Here is a 14,817-nt window from a genome sequence, read left to right as displayed (position 1 = left end):
GGTACCCGAATGTGTGTGGGTGTCGCGCTCGCACTGACGGTGGGGCTGGCCGCCACCGGATGTGGATCAGGCAGCGGTGGGGCGTCGTTCGTCGCGGCCCCGCACGCGACCCGGTCCGCCCCGGCGGTCGCCGCCGACCCGTTGCCACCGCTGAGCAAGTTCGTCACCCAGCCAGACGGAAGCCAGGTGACGACGGTCAGTTCCGACTACCTGTTCGACTCGAACAGCAGCACGCTGATGCCACAGGCGGTGACGGCACTGGAGCAGATCCTGCCCGCGGTGCGTGAGCATCCCGGCCGGATATCGGTGATCGGCTACAGCGACGGCCTCGGCCGTAACGAGGACAACCAGGAACTGTCCCTCGACCGTGCCAAGGCGGTCGAGGCGTGGCTGGCCACACAGAACATTCCCAGCTCAGTGCTGGACGTCGAGGGCCGGGGCGAGCAGGGCGCGCGGGACGGCGTCCCCGATGCGAGCCGACGCCGAGTGGAGATCGTGCTTCGATGACGCACCGCCTGTCCCTGCGCAGGGCCCTGCGGCCACCGCGCGGGGCCGCTCTGGTCCGCCGGCTCGCACCCCTGATCGCGGTGTCGCTGCTGGCCGTGCCCGCGTTGACCGCCTGCGATCCGGGCGGCCTGCTGGGCACGGCGAAGGCGTCCGGGCCGCTGGACTGCAAGATCTACCAGGAGAAGACCCCCAAGGACGGGGCGCCGCTGCTGCTGGTGCTGCTGGATGTCACCGACAACTCGGCGGCCACCGCGACCCGGGTGGCCAGCCGTGTCCAGCCCTACCTGGACGCGGCGCTGCGCGACGGCTCCTACATCCGCCTCGTCGCCACCGCCGGCGGCCCGATGATCTACTCCGACTGCTTCCACGGCGATCGGATGTTCCAGGTGAAACGGCGTAACAGCGCCCGGGAGGAGAAGGACCGTGCCGCCGCCTCGAAGGCGCTCGGCACCGAGATCAGCCAGGTCGTCCAGTCCACGAAGGTCGGCCCGACCGGCAGCGCCACACCGCTGCTCGCCGGTATCAACGACGAGGTCGCCACGGTGCGCGCCACTCCCGGGGTGAAGGCGACCGCGGTGACCGCGCTGGTCTGGTCCGATCTGCTCGGCACCGGCGGGCAGGCCGACTGCCTGAACGTCGACGGCAAGACCGCGTCGGTCACCATCGCCGAGGCCGTGGTGAAACGGTGCTTCGAGACCGGGCAGATCCGCTCGGCCGGGGCGACCAGGGTCCGCTTCATCGGCGTCAACGAGGGCAGCGCGGACCGCCCGCAGCAGGAGCTCGCCCGCTACCTCAAGGGTGAGTTGTGCCGACGGATCAGCAGTGACTGTGACTAGCCCGCTGCCCCCCGCCTCCGCAGGACCGCCGCCCGAGGACAACCCCTACCCGACGGATGCCTCGATCGCATCACCCGCTGTACCCCCACCGTCGAGGTCCGTTCCGGGCCGGGTGGGACCCAAGCCGAGGAGGCGACCGATGGGCATCCTGCACGAACCGGAGGACCAGCACTTCAGCCCCGCGCTCATGCGCTCGACCGTGGTCATCCTCACCTGCCTGGGGCTGTTGGCGGTGTTGGAGCTGTGGGTGTGGCTCACCCTGTCCTCGCCGTTCGCACGCGTGTCGGTGACCGGCTCGATGATCGTGACCGCGGTGAGCTTCTTCATCGCCGGCAACACCTTCCGACTGCGCGACATCCGCCGCCGCGTCGGTAACCAGGCCCGTGCCGGTCGGATCGCCCCGATCGACGCGCTGTCCCAGCTGCCGCCGCGGGAGACCATCCAGCGCCGGTTCCTGCTCGGCGTGGTCGGCGCTGTCGTCGGCGTCGGCACCCTGGTGCTGACCATGGTGTTCTCCGGGGACGAGCAGCAGGGCGCCCGGGAGGCCATGGTCGCCTCGGTCCTGGGCATCGTCTGCGCGATGCTCTGCTTCGTCGGCGGCACCTTCGCCCGCCCGATCGACTGATGCCCGCGCGGATGCCACTCATGACGGAAACAGGAGCCTGAAACGGTGCTGCGCAGGGGAAACCAGCCAGGACGTCTGGCCAAGCAGCTCATCCGCCGCGTCGGAGATGCCGACGTCGCGCTCGCCGGCGCGGAGACCCGGCCCAAGGTGCTCAAAAGCCTCGAGGAGGCCGAGGTCCAGGAGGTCCGTGCCTCCGTGCGCTCCGACGGCCGCACGCTGGAGGAGCTGATCGCCGAGCTGCGGATGGAGATCGACTCCCGGGCCGAACGCCGGGAGCGCCGCAGTGAACTGATCAAGAACAAGGTCGAGCAGGGCCGGTTGTGGCGCAGCGTCGGCGTCCAGGAGCGCATCCCGCAGATGGCCCTGGCCGAGGCCGCCCGCAAGGTCGTCCTGAGCGTGCTGGCCGCCCTGGACTTCTACGTCTTCGCCCAGTCGTACGCGGTGCTCGCGGATGTCGGTGGCTACGGGCCGGAGTGGTGGCTCGGTGGCCTGCTCGGGGTCGCGGTGTTCATCGCCGGTGTGGCGCTCGCACACGGCATCAAGGCGTCCATCCTGGCTGGGGCGCAGAAGCAGATGCTCGCCGACGCCGACGCCGGACGGCTCAAGATGGACCCGGACGTCCGCGAGCAGCTCGTCGAGTCCCGCTCGTCCGCGCTGGCACTGAGCCTGACCGCCGCGATCTTCCTGCTGCTGTCGGTCGCCGGTGTGCTGGTGCGCAGCCAGGGCACCGCCGGGGAGACCACCGGCGGTGCGGTCATCCTGTTCCAGGCGCTGATCCCGCTGGTCGCCGTCGCCGTCGAGCTCTACCTGCACGACCCGACCGAGCGCGACGAGCCGATGCCGAACCTGGTCGACCGCCGCCTCGAACGGCGCCTGGCCAAGGCCGAACGCCGGCTGCGCATCGTCGCCGCGCAGGTCGAGGCGAAGGTCGCCAAGATCGAGAAGCTCTACCGGGTCGAAGAGGCCATCCTGGACGTCGAGCAGAAGGACATGGGGCTGCGGCACACCACCGACCTGGTCCTCGGCGGCGGGCACATCCCCACCGTCCCGACCAACGGCCGGGTCGCCGAGGTCGACCGCACCGAACTCGAGAAGACCATCAAGATGGCCCGACGTTCCTGACCTCCGGCTCACCCGGCTCGACCCGCTCGACCCGCTCGACCCGCTCGACAGGCCGTTCGGTGGCACGCTGGGTGTCGATCCAGGCGTTGACCACCGCCCAGTGCATGGTCAGCCACTGGGTGCGTCCGGTCGCCGACGGCGGGACCTCGGCCGCCGGCACCCACCACCAGCGCAGCACCAGGGGTGCGCCGAAGGGCACCGCCCGCCACACGTCGGCGGGGGTGGCGAGCTCGTCCAGCCCGGCATGCGCCACGATCATCGTGGCGGCGACCGTGCCGGCCGCGAGGGCGGCGAGCACCCCGGCCGGTCGCGGCGGCAGGACCGCGTCGAGATCCTCGGCGACCGCGGCGCGTTCCCACTGGCCGCGGGCCCGCAGCCGGGCGATCAGCCGCCGTCGGCGTCCCGGGGTGAAGTTCGCCCCTTCCGGGAAGATCACCAGCGCCTCGCCGCGACGTAGCCGTCCGGCCAGGGCGCCGATGCGCTGGGCGGCGTCCTGCTGCGAGCCGTCGTTGCGCAGGAAGCACGCGCCGAGCCGGTTGAGCAGCAGGTCGATCGCCGGGTCCAGCTGCAACGAGTCCAACAGCACCACCCGGGGCAGCAGCTGGTGGCGGCTGAGCAACAGGTGAACGAGCACGAACGAGTCCCCCGGCCCGGCATGGCGCCCGAGCACCAGCACCGGGCCGTCCGGGACCGGACCGCGCGGCGGCTCGTGGATCTCCAGCTCGAGCCGGACGAGTCGGTGGGCCGCCCCGACGAGCAGACCCACCCCGCGGCGCAGCACGAGCACATGCGCCCGCTCGTAGCGGTCCCGTCCCAGCGCCGGCCGCGCCAGCCACAGCGCCCCGGCGCTGACCAGGACGACGACCTCCATCGCCAGGTAGAGCGCGACCAGCGTCGCGACCCGGGCCACCCGCAGCCGGCGGTCCAGCAGCGGCGCGACCACCAGGCCGAGCCCGGCGACACCGAGGGCGAGCAGCGCCCCCGCCGCCGCGACCGGCACGAACACCGGATCGATCACGAACCGGCGGACCGCCCACGGCGGAACATCCACGGCCGGCGCCCCGTCAGCCGACGTCGACCGGGCGCACCCGGCCGGCGGCGGCATCCTCGAGGTAGGCCGCGGTCGCCTGTTCCGCCTGCCGAATCCGCCGGACCAGCCCGCCCGTCGAGCGATAACGCAGTGGCACCAGCGGCGCGCTCCGATCCTCACCCACCGGCAGGACGTGCACGGCCACCCCGGCCGGCAGCCGGGCCATCGCCTCGGTGAACCCACGGCGCCGCGCGATCTCGAACGCGACCAGACCCGCCTCCCACGGCCATCGCGGCGGCCGCAGCGGCCGTTCGATCCGTCCCACATGCAGGACGTAGACCGTCCGCGCGCCGAGTTCCACCGCCCGTCCCACCGGGTTCGAATCGACGATGCCACCGTCGATGAAATGCTCGTCGCCGATGCGCACCGGTGGCAGCAGCGCCGGAACGGCACAGGATGCCAGCACCGCCTCGACCAGCGGACCCCGGTCGAACCAGTGCGCCGCCGCCCGTTCGATGCTCGCCGCCACGCACTGGAAGCGCACCGGCAGCTCCTCGATCGACGTGTCCGGCAGGTGGCTGCGCAGCAGGGCCCGCAACGGCAGGTTGGAATGCAGATGTCCGTGCCGCATCACCGTCGCCACCCGCTTCGCCGGCCCACCGGTGAACACGTCCGACACTCCCAGCCCCGACCACAGCCGCGTCAGCTGCCCGATGGTCGTCGCTGACGGCTCCGCCGCGATCGCCGCCCCGTTGATCGCCCCGACGGACGTCCCCACCACCAGGTCCGGGCGGACACCCGCGTCCAGCAGCGCGGCGAGCATCCCCACCTCACTCGCCCCCAGCACCCCGCCTCCGCCCAGCACGAACGCCACCGCGTGACGTCCTCCTTCGTGCACGCCCACACCCTCGCCCGCGCCCTCGTCCGCCATCCGGCCCTCCCGCCGCTGCCGGCCAGGGAAGCGGCCGGCGGTCGATCGACTACTTCCCCGCCGGACCGGCGCCGACGCGTACCACCGGACCGGCGCGGGGGCACCGTTGCGGCGCGTCGTGCGACCGCCACAATGACGGGCATGATTACCGACGAGGACGTCGAAGAGATCGTGTACCAGGCCGCCGGCGACAGCGACCACCGCGGCGCCGCCACCAGGCTCGAAGCCCTCGCCGACCGGACCACCGAACACAGTGCCCCGGTGACCCGGGCCTCCCTGTTCGTGGATGCCGGCAGCCAGTGGGGTCTCGCCGACGACTGGTCGGAGGCGATCCGCTGTTACCGGGCCGCCGTCGCCGACGGCAGCGACTGTTCGCCCGACCCCCGGGTGTGGCTGCACGACGCGTTGCTGCGCGACGGCCAGCCCGAGGAGGCCGCGCGGCTGCGGCTGGAGCTGCGGTCCGCGCGCTCGAACGATCCGGGCGTCTACGAGGCTGTCGCCGAGTCCCTGGAGCACGTCGACGCCCTGACCGAGGCGCACACCTGGTTCACCATGGGTTACCACCGCTGCGAGAACGCCCCCGTCCCCGACTTCCTGCTCGATCTTCTGCTCGTCGGCCGACGCCGCGTCCGCACCCGCCTTGGTCATCCCTCCGACGATCTCGACCGCATCGCCGAGGAGTACCTCAACTCCACCGCCATCGACTGACACCTCCCCGCGCCACCACTGTCCGCGGCCACCCGCCCGAAGCATGTCCGTCTCGTCCCATGGATGTCTCGGGGCGGTGGGACGGTGGAGCCGGCCCGGGCCGGTGGGGCGGGAAGAGAGGCGGCGGGGGCGGTGTTGCACCGTGGCGTGTCTTTGACTCGGCGGGTACCACTGTCAGTTCTGGATCTTGTTCCGGTCGGTTCCGGAGTGCCGGTGGGCGAGGCGTTGCAGGGGTCGCTGGAACTGGCCCGACAGGCGGAACGGCTGGGGTACGCCAGGTACTGGCTGGCGGAGCATCATGGGATGCCGGGGATCGCGAGCTCGGCGACGGCGGTTCTGATCGGTCAGATCGCGGCGGCGACCAGCACCATTCGGGTGGGGTCGGGTGGGGTGATGCTGCCCAACCACGCGCCGCTGGCGGTGGCCGAGGCGTTCGGCACCCTCGGCACGTTGTTCCCGGGGCGCATCGATCTGGGCCTCGGGCGGGCGCCGGGCACGGATCCGGCGACCGCGCGGGCGCTGCGGCGCACGGCGGGGCCCCTGGCGGTGGACGACTTTCCCCAGCAGCTCTCGGAACTGACGACCTTCCTCGCTGGCGGGGAGTTCCCCGAGGGGCATCCGATGCGGGGGGTGTACGCGTTTCCGCAGGCACCGGTGCCGCCGATCTGGTTGCTCGGGTCCAGCGGTTACAGCGCCCAGGCCGCCGGGATGCTCGGGCTTCCGTTCGCGTTCGCGCATCATTTCAGTTCGGCGAACACCATCCCGGCGTTGGAGCTCTACCGGCGGTCGTTCCAGCCGTCGCCGGGACGGGAACGGCCGTACGCGATCGTCGCGGCCGCGGTGCTGTGCGCCGACGACGACGAGCGGGCCGAGTGGCTGCACAACTCGGTCCGGCTGGCGATGCTGCGCCTGCGCGGTGGGCGTCCGGTGGCGTTCCCGTCGCCGCGGGAGGCCGCCGACCACCCGTGGACGCCGCAGGAGCGGGCGGCCGCCGACAACCTCACCGCGTCGCACATCGTCGGCTCGCCGCTGACCGTCGGCGCCGGTCTGGACGCGCTGCTCGACGCCACCGGAGCTGACGAGATCATGGTGGTGACGAACACGCAGGAGCCCTCCGACCGCATCCGCTGCCTCGAACTCGTCGCCGACCTGGGCGGCCTCACCCCAGCCGGCACCGCCACCCCAGCCGGCACCGCCACCCCAGCCGCTGCCCGCTGACAGGGACCCTGACGGCGGCGCCTCGGCCACGGTGATCGATCCCGCGGCCGAGGAGCGCCGATCCGGAGGCGTCCCGGGCGACGGTGCGCGGGTACCCGGATGTCGGTGCCCACCGGTGGGGTGACTCAGCTGGCGGTGCGGCGGCCGAGGAGACGGCGGGAGCGCGGGGCCCGTGCCGAGCGGACCATCGCCATCGAGCCACGGCGCAGCACCCGTTCGGTGACCTGGGCGACGAACCCGCGTGGCAGCAGCCGGGAGGCGTTGGACGTGAGGTAGTTGAGCCGTCCGTCGATCACATAGGCCTGCCCTCGATCCAGGGCGCGGAACGCGGCGGCGACCACCTCGTCGGTGGTGCGCACCCGGCCACCGGCGGACATCCGGGAGCCGAGCGCCTCGAAGAAGCCCGTGTCCGTGGGCCCCGGGCACAACGCGAGCACCCGCACACCGTGGCGGCGGTACTCCGCCCACAGTGCGATCGAGAAGTGCAGCACGAACGCCTTCGAACCGCCGTACACCGCCATGTACGGGACGGCCTGGAAGCCCGACGTCGACGACGTGTTGATGATGGTTCCGCCGCCCCGGGCGACCATGCCGGGCAGGAACAGGTGGGCGATCCGCTCCACCGCGACCACGTTGAGCATGACCTGCCGGTGATCGCGTTCGGCGGCGATCTCGTGGTACGGGCCGCGGCTCCCGAACCCGGCGTTGTTGACCAGGATGTCGATGTCCAGGCCGATCTCGGCAACGGCCTTCGCCAGCGTGTCCGGACCGCTTTCCTCGGCCAGGTCGACGGCGACGGTGCGCACGTCGACGCCGTGTTCCCGGCGCAGCCGCTCGGCGACCTCGCGCAGCCGGGGTTCGCCGGGCGCGGCGAGGACGAGCCGTGCTCCCCGCGCCGCGTAGGCCTCGGCGAAGGCCGCCCCGATTCCCGACGACGCCCCGGTGATCAGGGCGGTACTCATCTGCAGCTCCGCGTGTGCGGCCATGGTCCTCCCTGCTTGACCGCGCGCGCGACCATGCCGGTGCGCAGCAGCGCTCTGGCACCTCGGTCGAGCGCACGATCCGCGACATGTCCGAAATATCAATTATCCGGATTTTCTGGACAGGACGGATACTGACTGTTGAACCGCCGATACCGCAAGGTGCAGGCCCGAGGGTGCCGACCGGGCGAAGGTAGCCAGAAGGTCGCACCCCCTGGCACCCGCCCCCCACCGGCGACCCCCGTCCGGGGCCGCCCGTCGTCGGTGCTTTCAGGCGCGGGCAAGCAGCGATCGCTGTTGGACGGTCTCGGCCGACAGGGTGCGGTAACCGGCGCCGTCGAACAGCACGGTGACCTGGTCACCCTCCACCCGCACCACCTGCCCGTCCCCGAAGGCCACGTGCCGCACCGCGCAGCCCGCTGGAAACGGCTGCTCCTGGGCCGCCGTCTCCGCCTCGCCGTTGACACCCTCGCCGTTGGCGCCGTTGGCGCCGTTGGCACCCCCGCTGTTGGCGCCGTTGCCCGGTGGATCGACGGCCCGTCCCTCGATCGCGGAGGCGGTTCGTCCACCGGGCCGGTCGGCGCCGCAGATGTCGCAGTTCCCACACGGACCGGCCGACTCGCCGAAGTAGGCAAGCAGGAAGGAACGCCGGCAGGTGCGGGTCTCGGCGTAGGCGCGGATCATCTCGACCCGTGAGCGGTCGATCTCGGCCCGGCTCTCGGCGACGGCGAGCGCACGCCGGGCCGCCTCCCGCGGTTCGGGGGCAGCCGGGTGGGCGGCGATCCGTCCGTCATCGTGGACGACGACCGCCTCGGCATCCACGAGCAGGTCCACCAGACGGCTCAGCGTCGGGGCGCGCAGCTGGGCGGCCTGCGCGAGTTCACGTGCCGTCACCGCCGCCTCGGCGTGGCCGAGCAGGACGGCCACGCGCCGCAGCGCGGTCTCGTCGACCTGGCCGGACGCCTGGAAACGGCGCAGCCCGAGGTCCTGCGGTCGGTAGAACAGGCAGGCCAGCGCCGGCTGCCCGTCCCGGCCGGCCCGTCCGATCTCCTGGTAGTAGGAATCGAGCGAATCGGCGACCTCGGCGTGAATGACCGTCCGGACGTTCGGCTTGTCGATTCCCATCCCGAACGCCGTGGTCGCGATGACCACGTCACACCGATCACCGATGAACGCCGCCTCGATCTCTCGGCGCCGCGCCGCCCGCAGGCCGGCATGGTAGGCGTGGGCGGTCAGGCCGAGCGCGCTGACCTCCGCGGCCAGTTCCTCGGTGGCCCTCCGGGTGGCGGCGTAGACCAGGGCCGGCTTCGCCTCGGCGGCGATCCGTTCGATGAGGCTCGCCCGTTTGTCCTCCTCGCTGGTGAACGACACCACCGACAGGCTGATCTCGGGCCGGTCGAACCCGCTCACCACCTCGGCGCACTCCCGCATCCGCAGCCGTTCACGGATCTCCCGGCGCACCGGTGGTGCGGCGGTCGCCGTCAGCGCCACCACCGTCGGATGCCCCAGCTCCTCGATCACCTGCCCAAGGCGCAGGTAGTCCGGCCGAAACCCATGCCCCCAGGACGCCACGCAGTGCGCCTCGTCCACGACGAACAGGGACGGTTTCGCCTCGCGCAGCGCCGCCCGAACATCGGGGCGCGCCAGCTGTTCGGGTGCCAGGAACAGGAACTCGGTCCGCCCCTGCCGAACCGCGTCGAACGCCGCCCGGCGCGCCGCCGCGCCCGCGTCCGAGTTCGCCACCACCGCCGCGGCCGACGTGGGCTCCGTCGGGCCGATCAGCGTGGACATCCGCTCGGTGATCCGTCGCACCTGGTCCCGTTGCAGGGCGATCAGCGGCGAGACGACCACCGCCGGCCCCGCCAGCACCAGCGCCGGGATCTGGTAGACCGCCGACTTTCCCCCACCGGTCGGCAGCACGCACAGCGTGTCCCGCCCCGCGAGCACCGCCCGCATCGCCTCCAGCTGCCCATCCCGCAGCCCGTCGAAGCCGAACCCCTCCTGGGCCACCATCCGAATCAGGTCACCGACCTCGTCCTGCCCGCCCCCCGCATCCCCTTCATCGGCGAAGGCCCCACCGCCAGCGACGTCCTGCCCGCTGTCAGCGCGTTCTCCAGCACCGCGGTCCGCTCCACCGGGAGCGTGCTCCCCGTCGGTGACATGGTCAGCCGGGTTGTCGACGGCGGCCTCGCCGCCATGCTCGGACGCGCGCGGGCCGCCACGGCGCCGGATGCGAAGCCAGGTGGCCAGGAGTCTCGTAGTGCGATCACGACGGTTCATGGTGCCGCCGGACGTACCCCCTGATCACCGAATACCACCCTCGGATAACCACGAAGGTGACAACGGTGACACAACACGGTCGGCTCGACGTGACCCTCCGGCAACCCCACCCCGCGACGGGGACGACACGGCGACACGCCGTCCCCGTCGGACCATCCCGCCCATACGGCTCCGCAAAGTATCGGATCAGTTACTGTCTCGCCACATAGGAAGGTCGTCACGAGAGGAAATGTTTCGATGCGTAGCCGGAGGTTTCGACATCTGGCGGTACCCCTCATCGCGCTGCTGGCGGTAACAGCCGTCGCGGTCGTGCTCGTCGGTCATCTGACGGGCGGGCCTGGTGGCGACAAGCGCGCGTCGGAACACGGGATGACCGGCCTTCCCGCCGCGACCGACGCCCAGCGGGAGGCCCTCTCGGACAGTATTCGCCCGGTACCGGCCACACCGGCGGGAAAGCTCCGGTTCGGGCTGGGCCCAGGCCTCGACAGCGCCCAGTCCTCGCCGCTGGCCGGCGATCTCGACTTCTACAGCACCTGGTTCAACGGCCCGAACGACCTCGGCTTCCTGCGCAGGTGGAAGCTCGATCTGATCCCCCAGGTGTACCGCTCGGGCCACGGTGTTCATCTCATCGTCTGGCTGGACGGCACCGGCTCGACCGGCACCTTCTCCACCGCGCACGGCCAGGCCTGCGGCCGCGAGTACCCGTTGTCGAGCGCCTTCCTCTCGGACGCCCGCGAACTCGCCTCGATCTTCGCCGGCACCGCGAACGGTCCGGCCCTGTACGTCACGCTGTTCACCGAGTTCCAGACCTACCCCTGCCAGACCAACTCCTGGGCGGCCAGCGCCGAGACGACCAACTACTACCTGACTCTCAAGGACCAGTACCTCGCCGCCATGCAGATCTTTCACGCCGGGGCGCCGAACGCCCGGGTGTCGCTGGGCTGGGGTGGTTGGCAGGAGCGCTGGGACGACCCGCTCATCGGCGGCGGCAAATCCCTGCTGCCCTATTTCGCCGACGTGATGCGGGCCTCGGACTTCCAGAGCTTCCAGGCGATGGGTGGCGATCCCAGCGCCCCCGACGTCCAGAGCATGACCGCCGCCCTCGGCAGGTTCGGCCCCGTCATGCTGGCCCACTACAAGTCCGAGTCGCAGAGCGCCTGGCAGTCCGACATGCAGGCGCTGCTGACCGGTGACGAGGTCCGCCAGCTCAGCGCCGCCGGCCTGTTCGCCTTCAGTTTCATGGACCAGGACAACATCGGCTCCTCACCCGCCGCCCTCGCCCTCACCCGCGGCGCCCTGCAGAGTCACGGCATCCGCTCTCCCCTGTGACCAGCCGGATGGACGCGCTCAGCCACCCTCGGATCAGGCCGACATCAGGCGAGAAACGGCAGTCCTGATGTCAGCCTCGAGCGCACGCCATGACGGCAGCTCACGCACCGGCCCATCGATGTCGAGCCGTTCAAGAAGAACTTTCCGGTACGCACTGAAGGCCGCGTCTGTAGACGCCTTCTGACGTCGACGACCCGAGGTTTCTCCAGCCTCCACCAGCGCGCGCCGAAGGATGGTCTTGCAGTCTTTCTCTTCTGTTTCCCGCAGGCTGGGCAAAGACAGCGGAACCGACCCCCTGGGCCGCCCGACAGCGCGGCGGATCTCGCCTTCGCTCAGCAGTAGCCAAGCCTCCAGGTGCCGGACAGGAATGACGGGAACAACCGGTTCCAGCACACTTTTCTCCGCTGCGGCCACTGCTATTTTGGTGCGGCGCGCGGCGGGGCCTTCTCGGTCCGTGTCACGGTGAACAAAGATCATGTTCGGTCGGTCAGCCTCTGCCGCTACCGCCGCGAGCTGGCGAGTCACGGGCGGACGCTCAGGGCGAACCGTTCCTTGTGCCTCAGGTGCACCGGCGCGCACTAGAAGATCACGCAGATGAGGGAGAATTCCTTCGTCCGAAGTGCCTTCACGGAAGAAGACGAAATTTATTGTGCTCAGCCCTGACATCAGCCGACCCGATCAAGATCAAGTGTGAGCTGGCCGTTGGGCCGCGGCTCCAGGTACTCGGCGATCGCACCTCTACCGACCGAGGGAATTCCGCTACGAGCTCGCCATGAATCAGCCAGCGGTACGAGCCGTACGGTCAGGGCGGGACGCTTGTCTCGCAGCAGGGAGGCCGGAACCGCAAGAATGATGTCGTCATCGTTCTGGTACTGCACATAGAATGGTGAGTGAGTATTAACGACAACCTGCCTGAGGGGATTTTCGTCACCTGGCTGGAAGAAGGGGTCGACCGCCAGGTCTCGCACCAGGTTGACCATCGCTTCCACCCTACCGGGATGGATGCCGTTCTCCGGCTCCTCCATGCACAGGAGCCCCGAGAAGGATGGATCCTGCGCGATGATACAGAGTGCCAAAAAACGCAGAGTTCCATCCGAAAGGGCCCGGGCGGGTAGCAGTGGCCCCGATCCGAGCTGGGCATTCAGCGTCAGTAGCTCACGGCGCGGATCAAAGTCGACCACGACGTCTCGAACGTCGGTGAGTGCCGCCGCGGCAGAGGCGACTGAGGCATAGACGTTGTCCGAGTTGTGCGCCGCAAGCCGATTAAGCGCGGAGGCGAGATGGGCACCATTCGCCAGAATATGCGAAGAATCGGTCAGCAGATCTGGCGAGCGCATGGCGGAAGGCTCTAGCGCCAGCATTCGCCACTGCTGCATCTCACGGCGCGCGGCGAGTATCGTGGGATGATCGCTGGTAGTTGTGGTACTCACGATCGTCCGCGGCGCCCTGGCCACAGGGGAGGTGCGTGGCTGGCCACGACTGCCACCGTCCGCGTGGACCTTGACCGTACCCACTCCATCGACCATCTCGGTCGAGATATAGGCAGATCCGGAACGTCGCCCAAATACCGTACGATCACGAAAGTTCTTCTTGCTGTGCGGCCAGCGTAGCCTTTGGGCAGCGTCGCCGAGCTTGATATGCCGCAGCTCCTCGCGTACCAGCGATATTCCACCCGAGCTTGTTCGACCATTTTCTGTCGGCCGATAGGAGAGCTCAACCTCGTATCGAAGAAAAGATGTGGTCGGTGACTCAGATTGGCCAAAATCGTCTTCTATATTCTGTGGAACAATCATCTCCACGGCAATTTTCATTGCCGCAGATTCGCCGACTCCCAGGTTCCAGAAAAGAGACCTCGGGTCGCCGCCATGCGACCCGACCGATCGCAGTCTTTGCGCAGCCTCGAGAAACTGATGATCAGCCAGGAGCGAAAGAAATTCGATGGCATCAAAGATGTTCGACTTTCCGACCGCATTCGGGCCAACGATACAGGTGTACGGCCCAAAATCGACCGTCAGGCCCAGAAGGTTCTTGAACCCGTCTACCTCGAGCCTGGTCAGCACCCACTCATCCTATCCTTGGTCAGCGGCCTGCGATCCACGGACCACGACAGAACCATCTTGTTGCCCGAGCCACCGGACCGGCAGCATGCCCGCTCACGACATCAAGGCCACCTCGACGTTGAGGCCACCACGACGTTGAGGCCGTACAGTCCAACGTCCTCGCGGGACGGCGCACCCACTGCTTCCGGACACCGCGGCATCTCTGTGGAGCTATGCGGGCACCGGACCGGCGTCGGGAGAACGGGCGGCGGCGACCAGGGCGGCGAGGACGGCGGACAGATGCGGGGCCTGCTGGGAACCGCGGCGGACGGCTGCGAAGATCGGCCGGATCGGTGTCGCACCCGCGAGGGGACGCAGCACCACCTGCGGGGTGGAGGACAGCCCGGCAAGCCGCGGAACAAGGCTGATCCCGCACCCCGCGGCAATCAGGGTAAGGACGGCGACGAAGTCGTCCGCATTATGTCGAACTCGCGGGACGAAACCGGCCGCCGCGCAGGCGGCGTGCGCCACCTCCCGACACGCGGTACCCGGACGACTGACAACGAACTCATCCGCCCGCAGCGCTTCCAGGGGAACCTCCGGTGCCGACGCATACGGATGCCCCACCGGCAGGGCCACCTCGAGTGGATCGTCCAGCAGCGGAATCTGCAACAACCGTGTATCCAGCGACCGGGCCCCGGCGTGAGTGATGCCGATGGCCACATCCAGCTCACCGTCGAGCAGCTGATCGAAACAGTCCGGCTCGGGCACATCCGTCACCGACAGTCGCAGCCGCGGCCGGCTTTCCCGCAGCGCGAGCAGCGCCGGCGCGACGATCCCGGAGATCGCCGTCGTGAAGGCCGAAATCGCCACCGACCCCACCCGGCCCTCGTCGAACGCCGCGAGATCAGCCTCGGCCCGCTCGAGCTGCGCGAACAGAATGTCGGCATGTTCCAGCAGCACCTGCGCCGCCGGTGTGAGTCGCACCCGCCGCCCCGCCGGATCGAGCAGCCGCACCCCCGTCTCCTTCGCGAGCGCCGCCAGCTGCTGGCTGACCGCTGACGGGGTCAGATGCAACGCCTGCGCGGTCGCGACAATCGTCCCCCGGTTGTCGAGCTCCCGCAGCAGCCGCAGCCGCCGAACATCGATCATGTAGTTCAGCTTAACGGTCTATCCCACAAAAAACAGATGGACTGCACGTCCGCCGATCCT

The 14,817-nt window shown here is 69.9% G+C and carries 14 protein-coding genes; 7 read left to right on the top strand and 7 right to left on the bottom strand.

Translation table 11 applies throughout. The features are described from left to right. Positions 1 to 9: 9 nt before the first annotated feature. The 4 genes from MXD61_RS23960 to MXD61_RS23945 all read left to right on the top strand — a co-directional run bounded on the left by MXD61_RS23960 (position 10) and on the right by MXD61_RS23945 (position 3,090). Positions 10 to 507 carry an OmpA family protein gene (locus MXD61_RS23960; protein WP_248815679.1) on the top strand — a complete coding sequence of 166 codons (498 nt, stop codon included), beginning with the start codon at positions 10 to 12 and terminating at the stop codon, positions 505 to 507. Then, positions 504 to 1,343: a hypothetical protein gene (locus MXD61_RS23955; RefSeq protein WP_248815678.1), complete on the top strand. Its 840-nt coding sequence runs from the start codon at positions 504 to 506 to the stop codon at positions 1,341 to 1,343. The genes MXD61_RS23960 and MXD61_RS23955 overlap by 4 nt, the downstream gene beginning before the upstream one ends. Before the next feature lie 139 nt (positions 1,344 to 1,482). Next, positions 1,483 to 1,968, top strand: a complete 486-nt coding sequence (locus MXD61_RS23950) for a hypothetical protein (RefSeq protein WP_163550140.1) — start codon at positions 1,483 to 1,485, stop codon at positions 1,966 to 1,968. Between the two features lie 45 nt (positions 1,969 to 2,013). Beyond that, the gene (locus MXD61_RS23945; protein WP_248815677.1) at positions 2,014 to 3,090 is read left to right on the top strand and encodes a hypothetical protein; all 1,077 of its coding nucleotides are present in this window, start codon (positions 2,014 to 2,016) and stop codon (positions 3,088 to 3,090) included. Here MXD61_RS23945 and MXD61_RS23940 read toward each other — a convergent pair. Together MXD61_RS23940 and MXD61_RS23935 are read right to left on the bottom strand one after the other, a co-directional pair. Then, positions 3,068 to 4,141 (bottom strand): 1-acyl-sn-glycerol-3-phosphate acyltransferase, encoded by a 1,074-nt coding sequence (locus tag MXD61_RS23940; protein WP_248815676.1) that lies wholly within the window; start codon positions 4,139 to 4,141, stop codon positions 3,068 to 3,070. The genes MXD61_RS23945 and MXD61_RS23940 overlap by 23 nt on opposite strands. Before the next feature lie 13 nt (positions 4,142 to 4,154). Beyond that, positions 4,155 to 5,051 (bottom strand): patatin-like phospholipase family protein, encoded by an 897-nt coding sequence (locus tag MXD61_RS23935; RefSeq protein ID WP_248815675.1) that lies wholly within the window; start codon positions 5,049 to 5,051, stop codon positions 4,155 to 4,157. Between the two features lie 141 nt (positions 5,052 to 5,192). Here MXD61_RS23935 and MXD61_RS23930 point away from each other — a divergent pair, with 141 nt between their 5' ends. Then, the gene (locus MXD61_RS23930) at positions 5,193 to 5,759 is read left to right on the top strand and encodes a hypothetical protein (RefSeq protein ID WP_248815674.1); all 567 of its coding nucleotides are present in this window, start codon (positions 5,193 to 5,195) and stop codon (positions 5,757 to 5,759) included. A gap of 147 nt (positions 5,760 to 5,906) precedes the next feature. Further along, positions 5,907 to 6,977, top strand: a complete 1,071-nt coding sequence (locus tag MXD61_RS23925; protein WP_248815673.1) for an LLM class flavin-dependent oxidoreductase — start codon at positions 5,907 to 5,909, stop codon at positions 6,975 to 6,977. A gap of 125 nt (positions 6,978 to 7,102) precedes the next feature. On the opposite strand, the gene MXD61_RS23920 is transcribed toward MXD61_RS23925, so the two are convergent. Both MXD61_RS23920 and MXD61_RS23915 read right to left on the bottom strand, forming a co-directional pair. Beyond that, positions 7,103 to 7,963 carry an SDR family oxidoreductase gene (locus tag MXD61_RS23920; RefSeq protein ID WP_248815672.1) on the bottom strand — a complete coding sequence of 287 codons (861 nt, stop codon included), beginning with the start codon at positions 7,961 to 7,963 and terminating at the stop codon, positions 7,103 to 7,105. Between the two features lie 264 nt (positions 7,964 to 8,227). Then, on the bottom strand, positions 8,228 to 10,237 hold the full coding sequence (locus tag MXD61_RS23915; protein ID WP_248815671.1) for an ATP-dependent DNA helicase RecQ: 2,010 nt from the start codon (positions 10,235 to 10,237) through the stop codon (positions 8,228 to 8,230). 237 nt (positions 10,238 to 10,474) lie between these two features. Here MXD61_RS23915 and MXD61_RS23910 point away from each other — a divergent pair, with 237 nt between their 5' ends. After that, positions 10,475 to 11,566 carry a hypothetical protein gene (locus MXD61_RS23910; RefSeq protein ID WP_248815670.1) on the top strand — a complete coding sequence of 364 codons (1,092 nt, stop codon included), beginning with the start codon at positions 10,475 to 10,477 and terminating at the stop codon, positions 11,564 to 11,566. A gap of 33 nt (positions 11,567 to 11,599) precedes the next feature. Here the strand turns inward: MXD61_RS23910 and MXD61_RS23905 are convergent, their stop codons facing one another. From MXD61_RS23905 to MXD61_RS23895, 3 genes are all read right to left on the bottom strand, one after another. After that, positions 11,600 to 12,091, bottom strand: a complete 492-nt coding sequence (locus MXD61_RS23905) for a hypothetical protein (RefSeq protein ID WP_248815669.1) — start codon at positions 12,089 to 12,091, stop codon at positions 11,600 to 11,602. Between the two features lie 140 nt (positions 12,092 to 12,231). Next, entirely contained in the window at positions 12,232 to 13,626 is a 1,395-nt protein-coding gene (locus MXD61_RS23900; protein ID WP_248815668.1) for an AAA family ATPase, read from the bottom strand. 210 nt (positions 13,627 to 13,836) lie between these two features. Next, on the bottom strand, positions 13,837 to 14,757 hold the full coding sequence (locus MXD61_RS23895) for a LysR family transcriptional regulator (RefSeq protein ID WP_248815667.1): 921 nt from the start codon (positions 14,755 to 14,757) through the stop codon (positions 13,837 to 13,839). Positions 14,758 to 14,817: the final 60 nt, after the last annotated feature.

The sequence above is a fragment of the Frankia sp. AgPm24 genome (assembly GCF_023243055.1).
GTDB classification, from domain to species: domain Bacteria; phylum Actinomycetota; class Actinomycetes; order Frankiales; family Frankiaceae; genus Frankia; species Frankia umida.
The sequence above is the reverse complement of the archived record's forward strand: the minus strand, read 5'-3'. Positions and strand labels throughout refer to the sequence as shown.

Bases quoted from the DNA above. Each gene is read 5' to 3' on its own strand.
- MXD61_RS23960 (WP_248815679.1), top strand. From the start codon at position 10: ATGTGTGTGGGTGTCGCGCTCGCACTGACGGTGGGGCTGGCCGCCACC.
- MXD61_RS23955 (WP_248815678.1), top strand. From the start codon at position 504: ATGACGCACCGCCTGTCCCTGCGCAGGGCCCTGCGGCCACCGCGCGGG.
- MXD61_RS23950 (WP_163550140.1), top strand. From the start codon at position 1,483: ATGGGCATCCTGCACGAACCGGAGGACCAGCACTTCAGCCCCGCGCTC.
- MXD61_RS23935 (WP_248815675.1), bottom strand. From the start codon at position 5,051: ATGGCGGACGAGGGCGCGGGCGAGGGTGTGGGCGTGCACGAAGGAGGA.
- MXD61_RS23930 (WP_248815674.1), top strand. From the start codon at position 5,193: ATGATTACCGACGAGGACGTCGAAGAGATCGTGTACCAGGCCGCCGGC.
- MXD61_RS23920 (WP_248815672.1), bottom strand. From the start codon at position 7,963: ATGGCCGCACACGCGGAGCTGCAGATGAGTACCGCCCTGATCACCGGG.
- MXD61_RS23915 (WP_248815671.1), bottom strand. From the start codon at position 10,237: ATGAACCGTCGTGATCGCACTACGAGACTCCTGGCCACCTGGCTTCGC.
- MXD61_RS23910 (WP_248815670.1), top strand. From the start codon at position 10,475: ATGCGTAGCCGGAGGTTTCGACATCTGGCGGTACCCCTCATCGCGCTG.
- MXD61_RS23895 (WP_248815667.1), bottom strand. From the start codon at position 14,757: ATGATCGATGTTCGGCGGCTGCGGCTGCTGCGGGAGCTCGACAACCGG.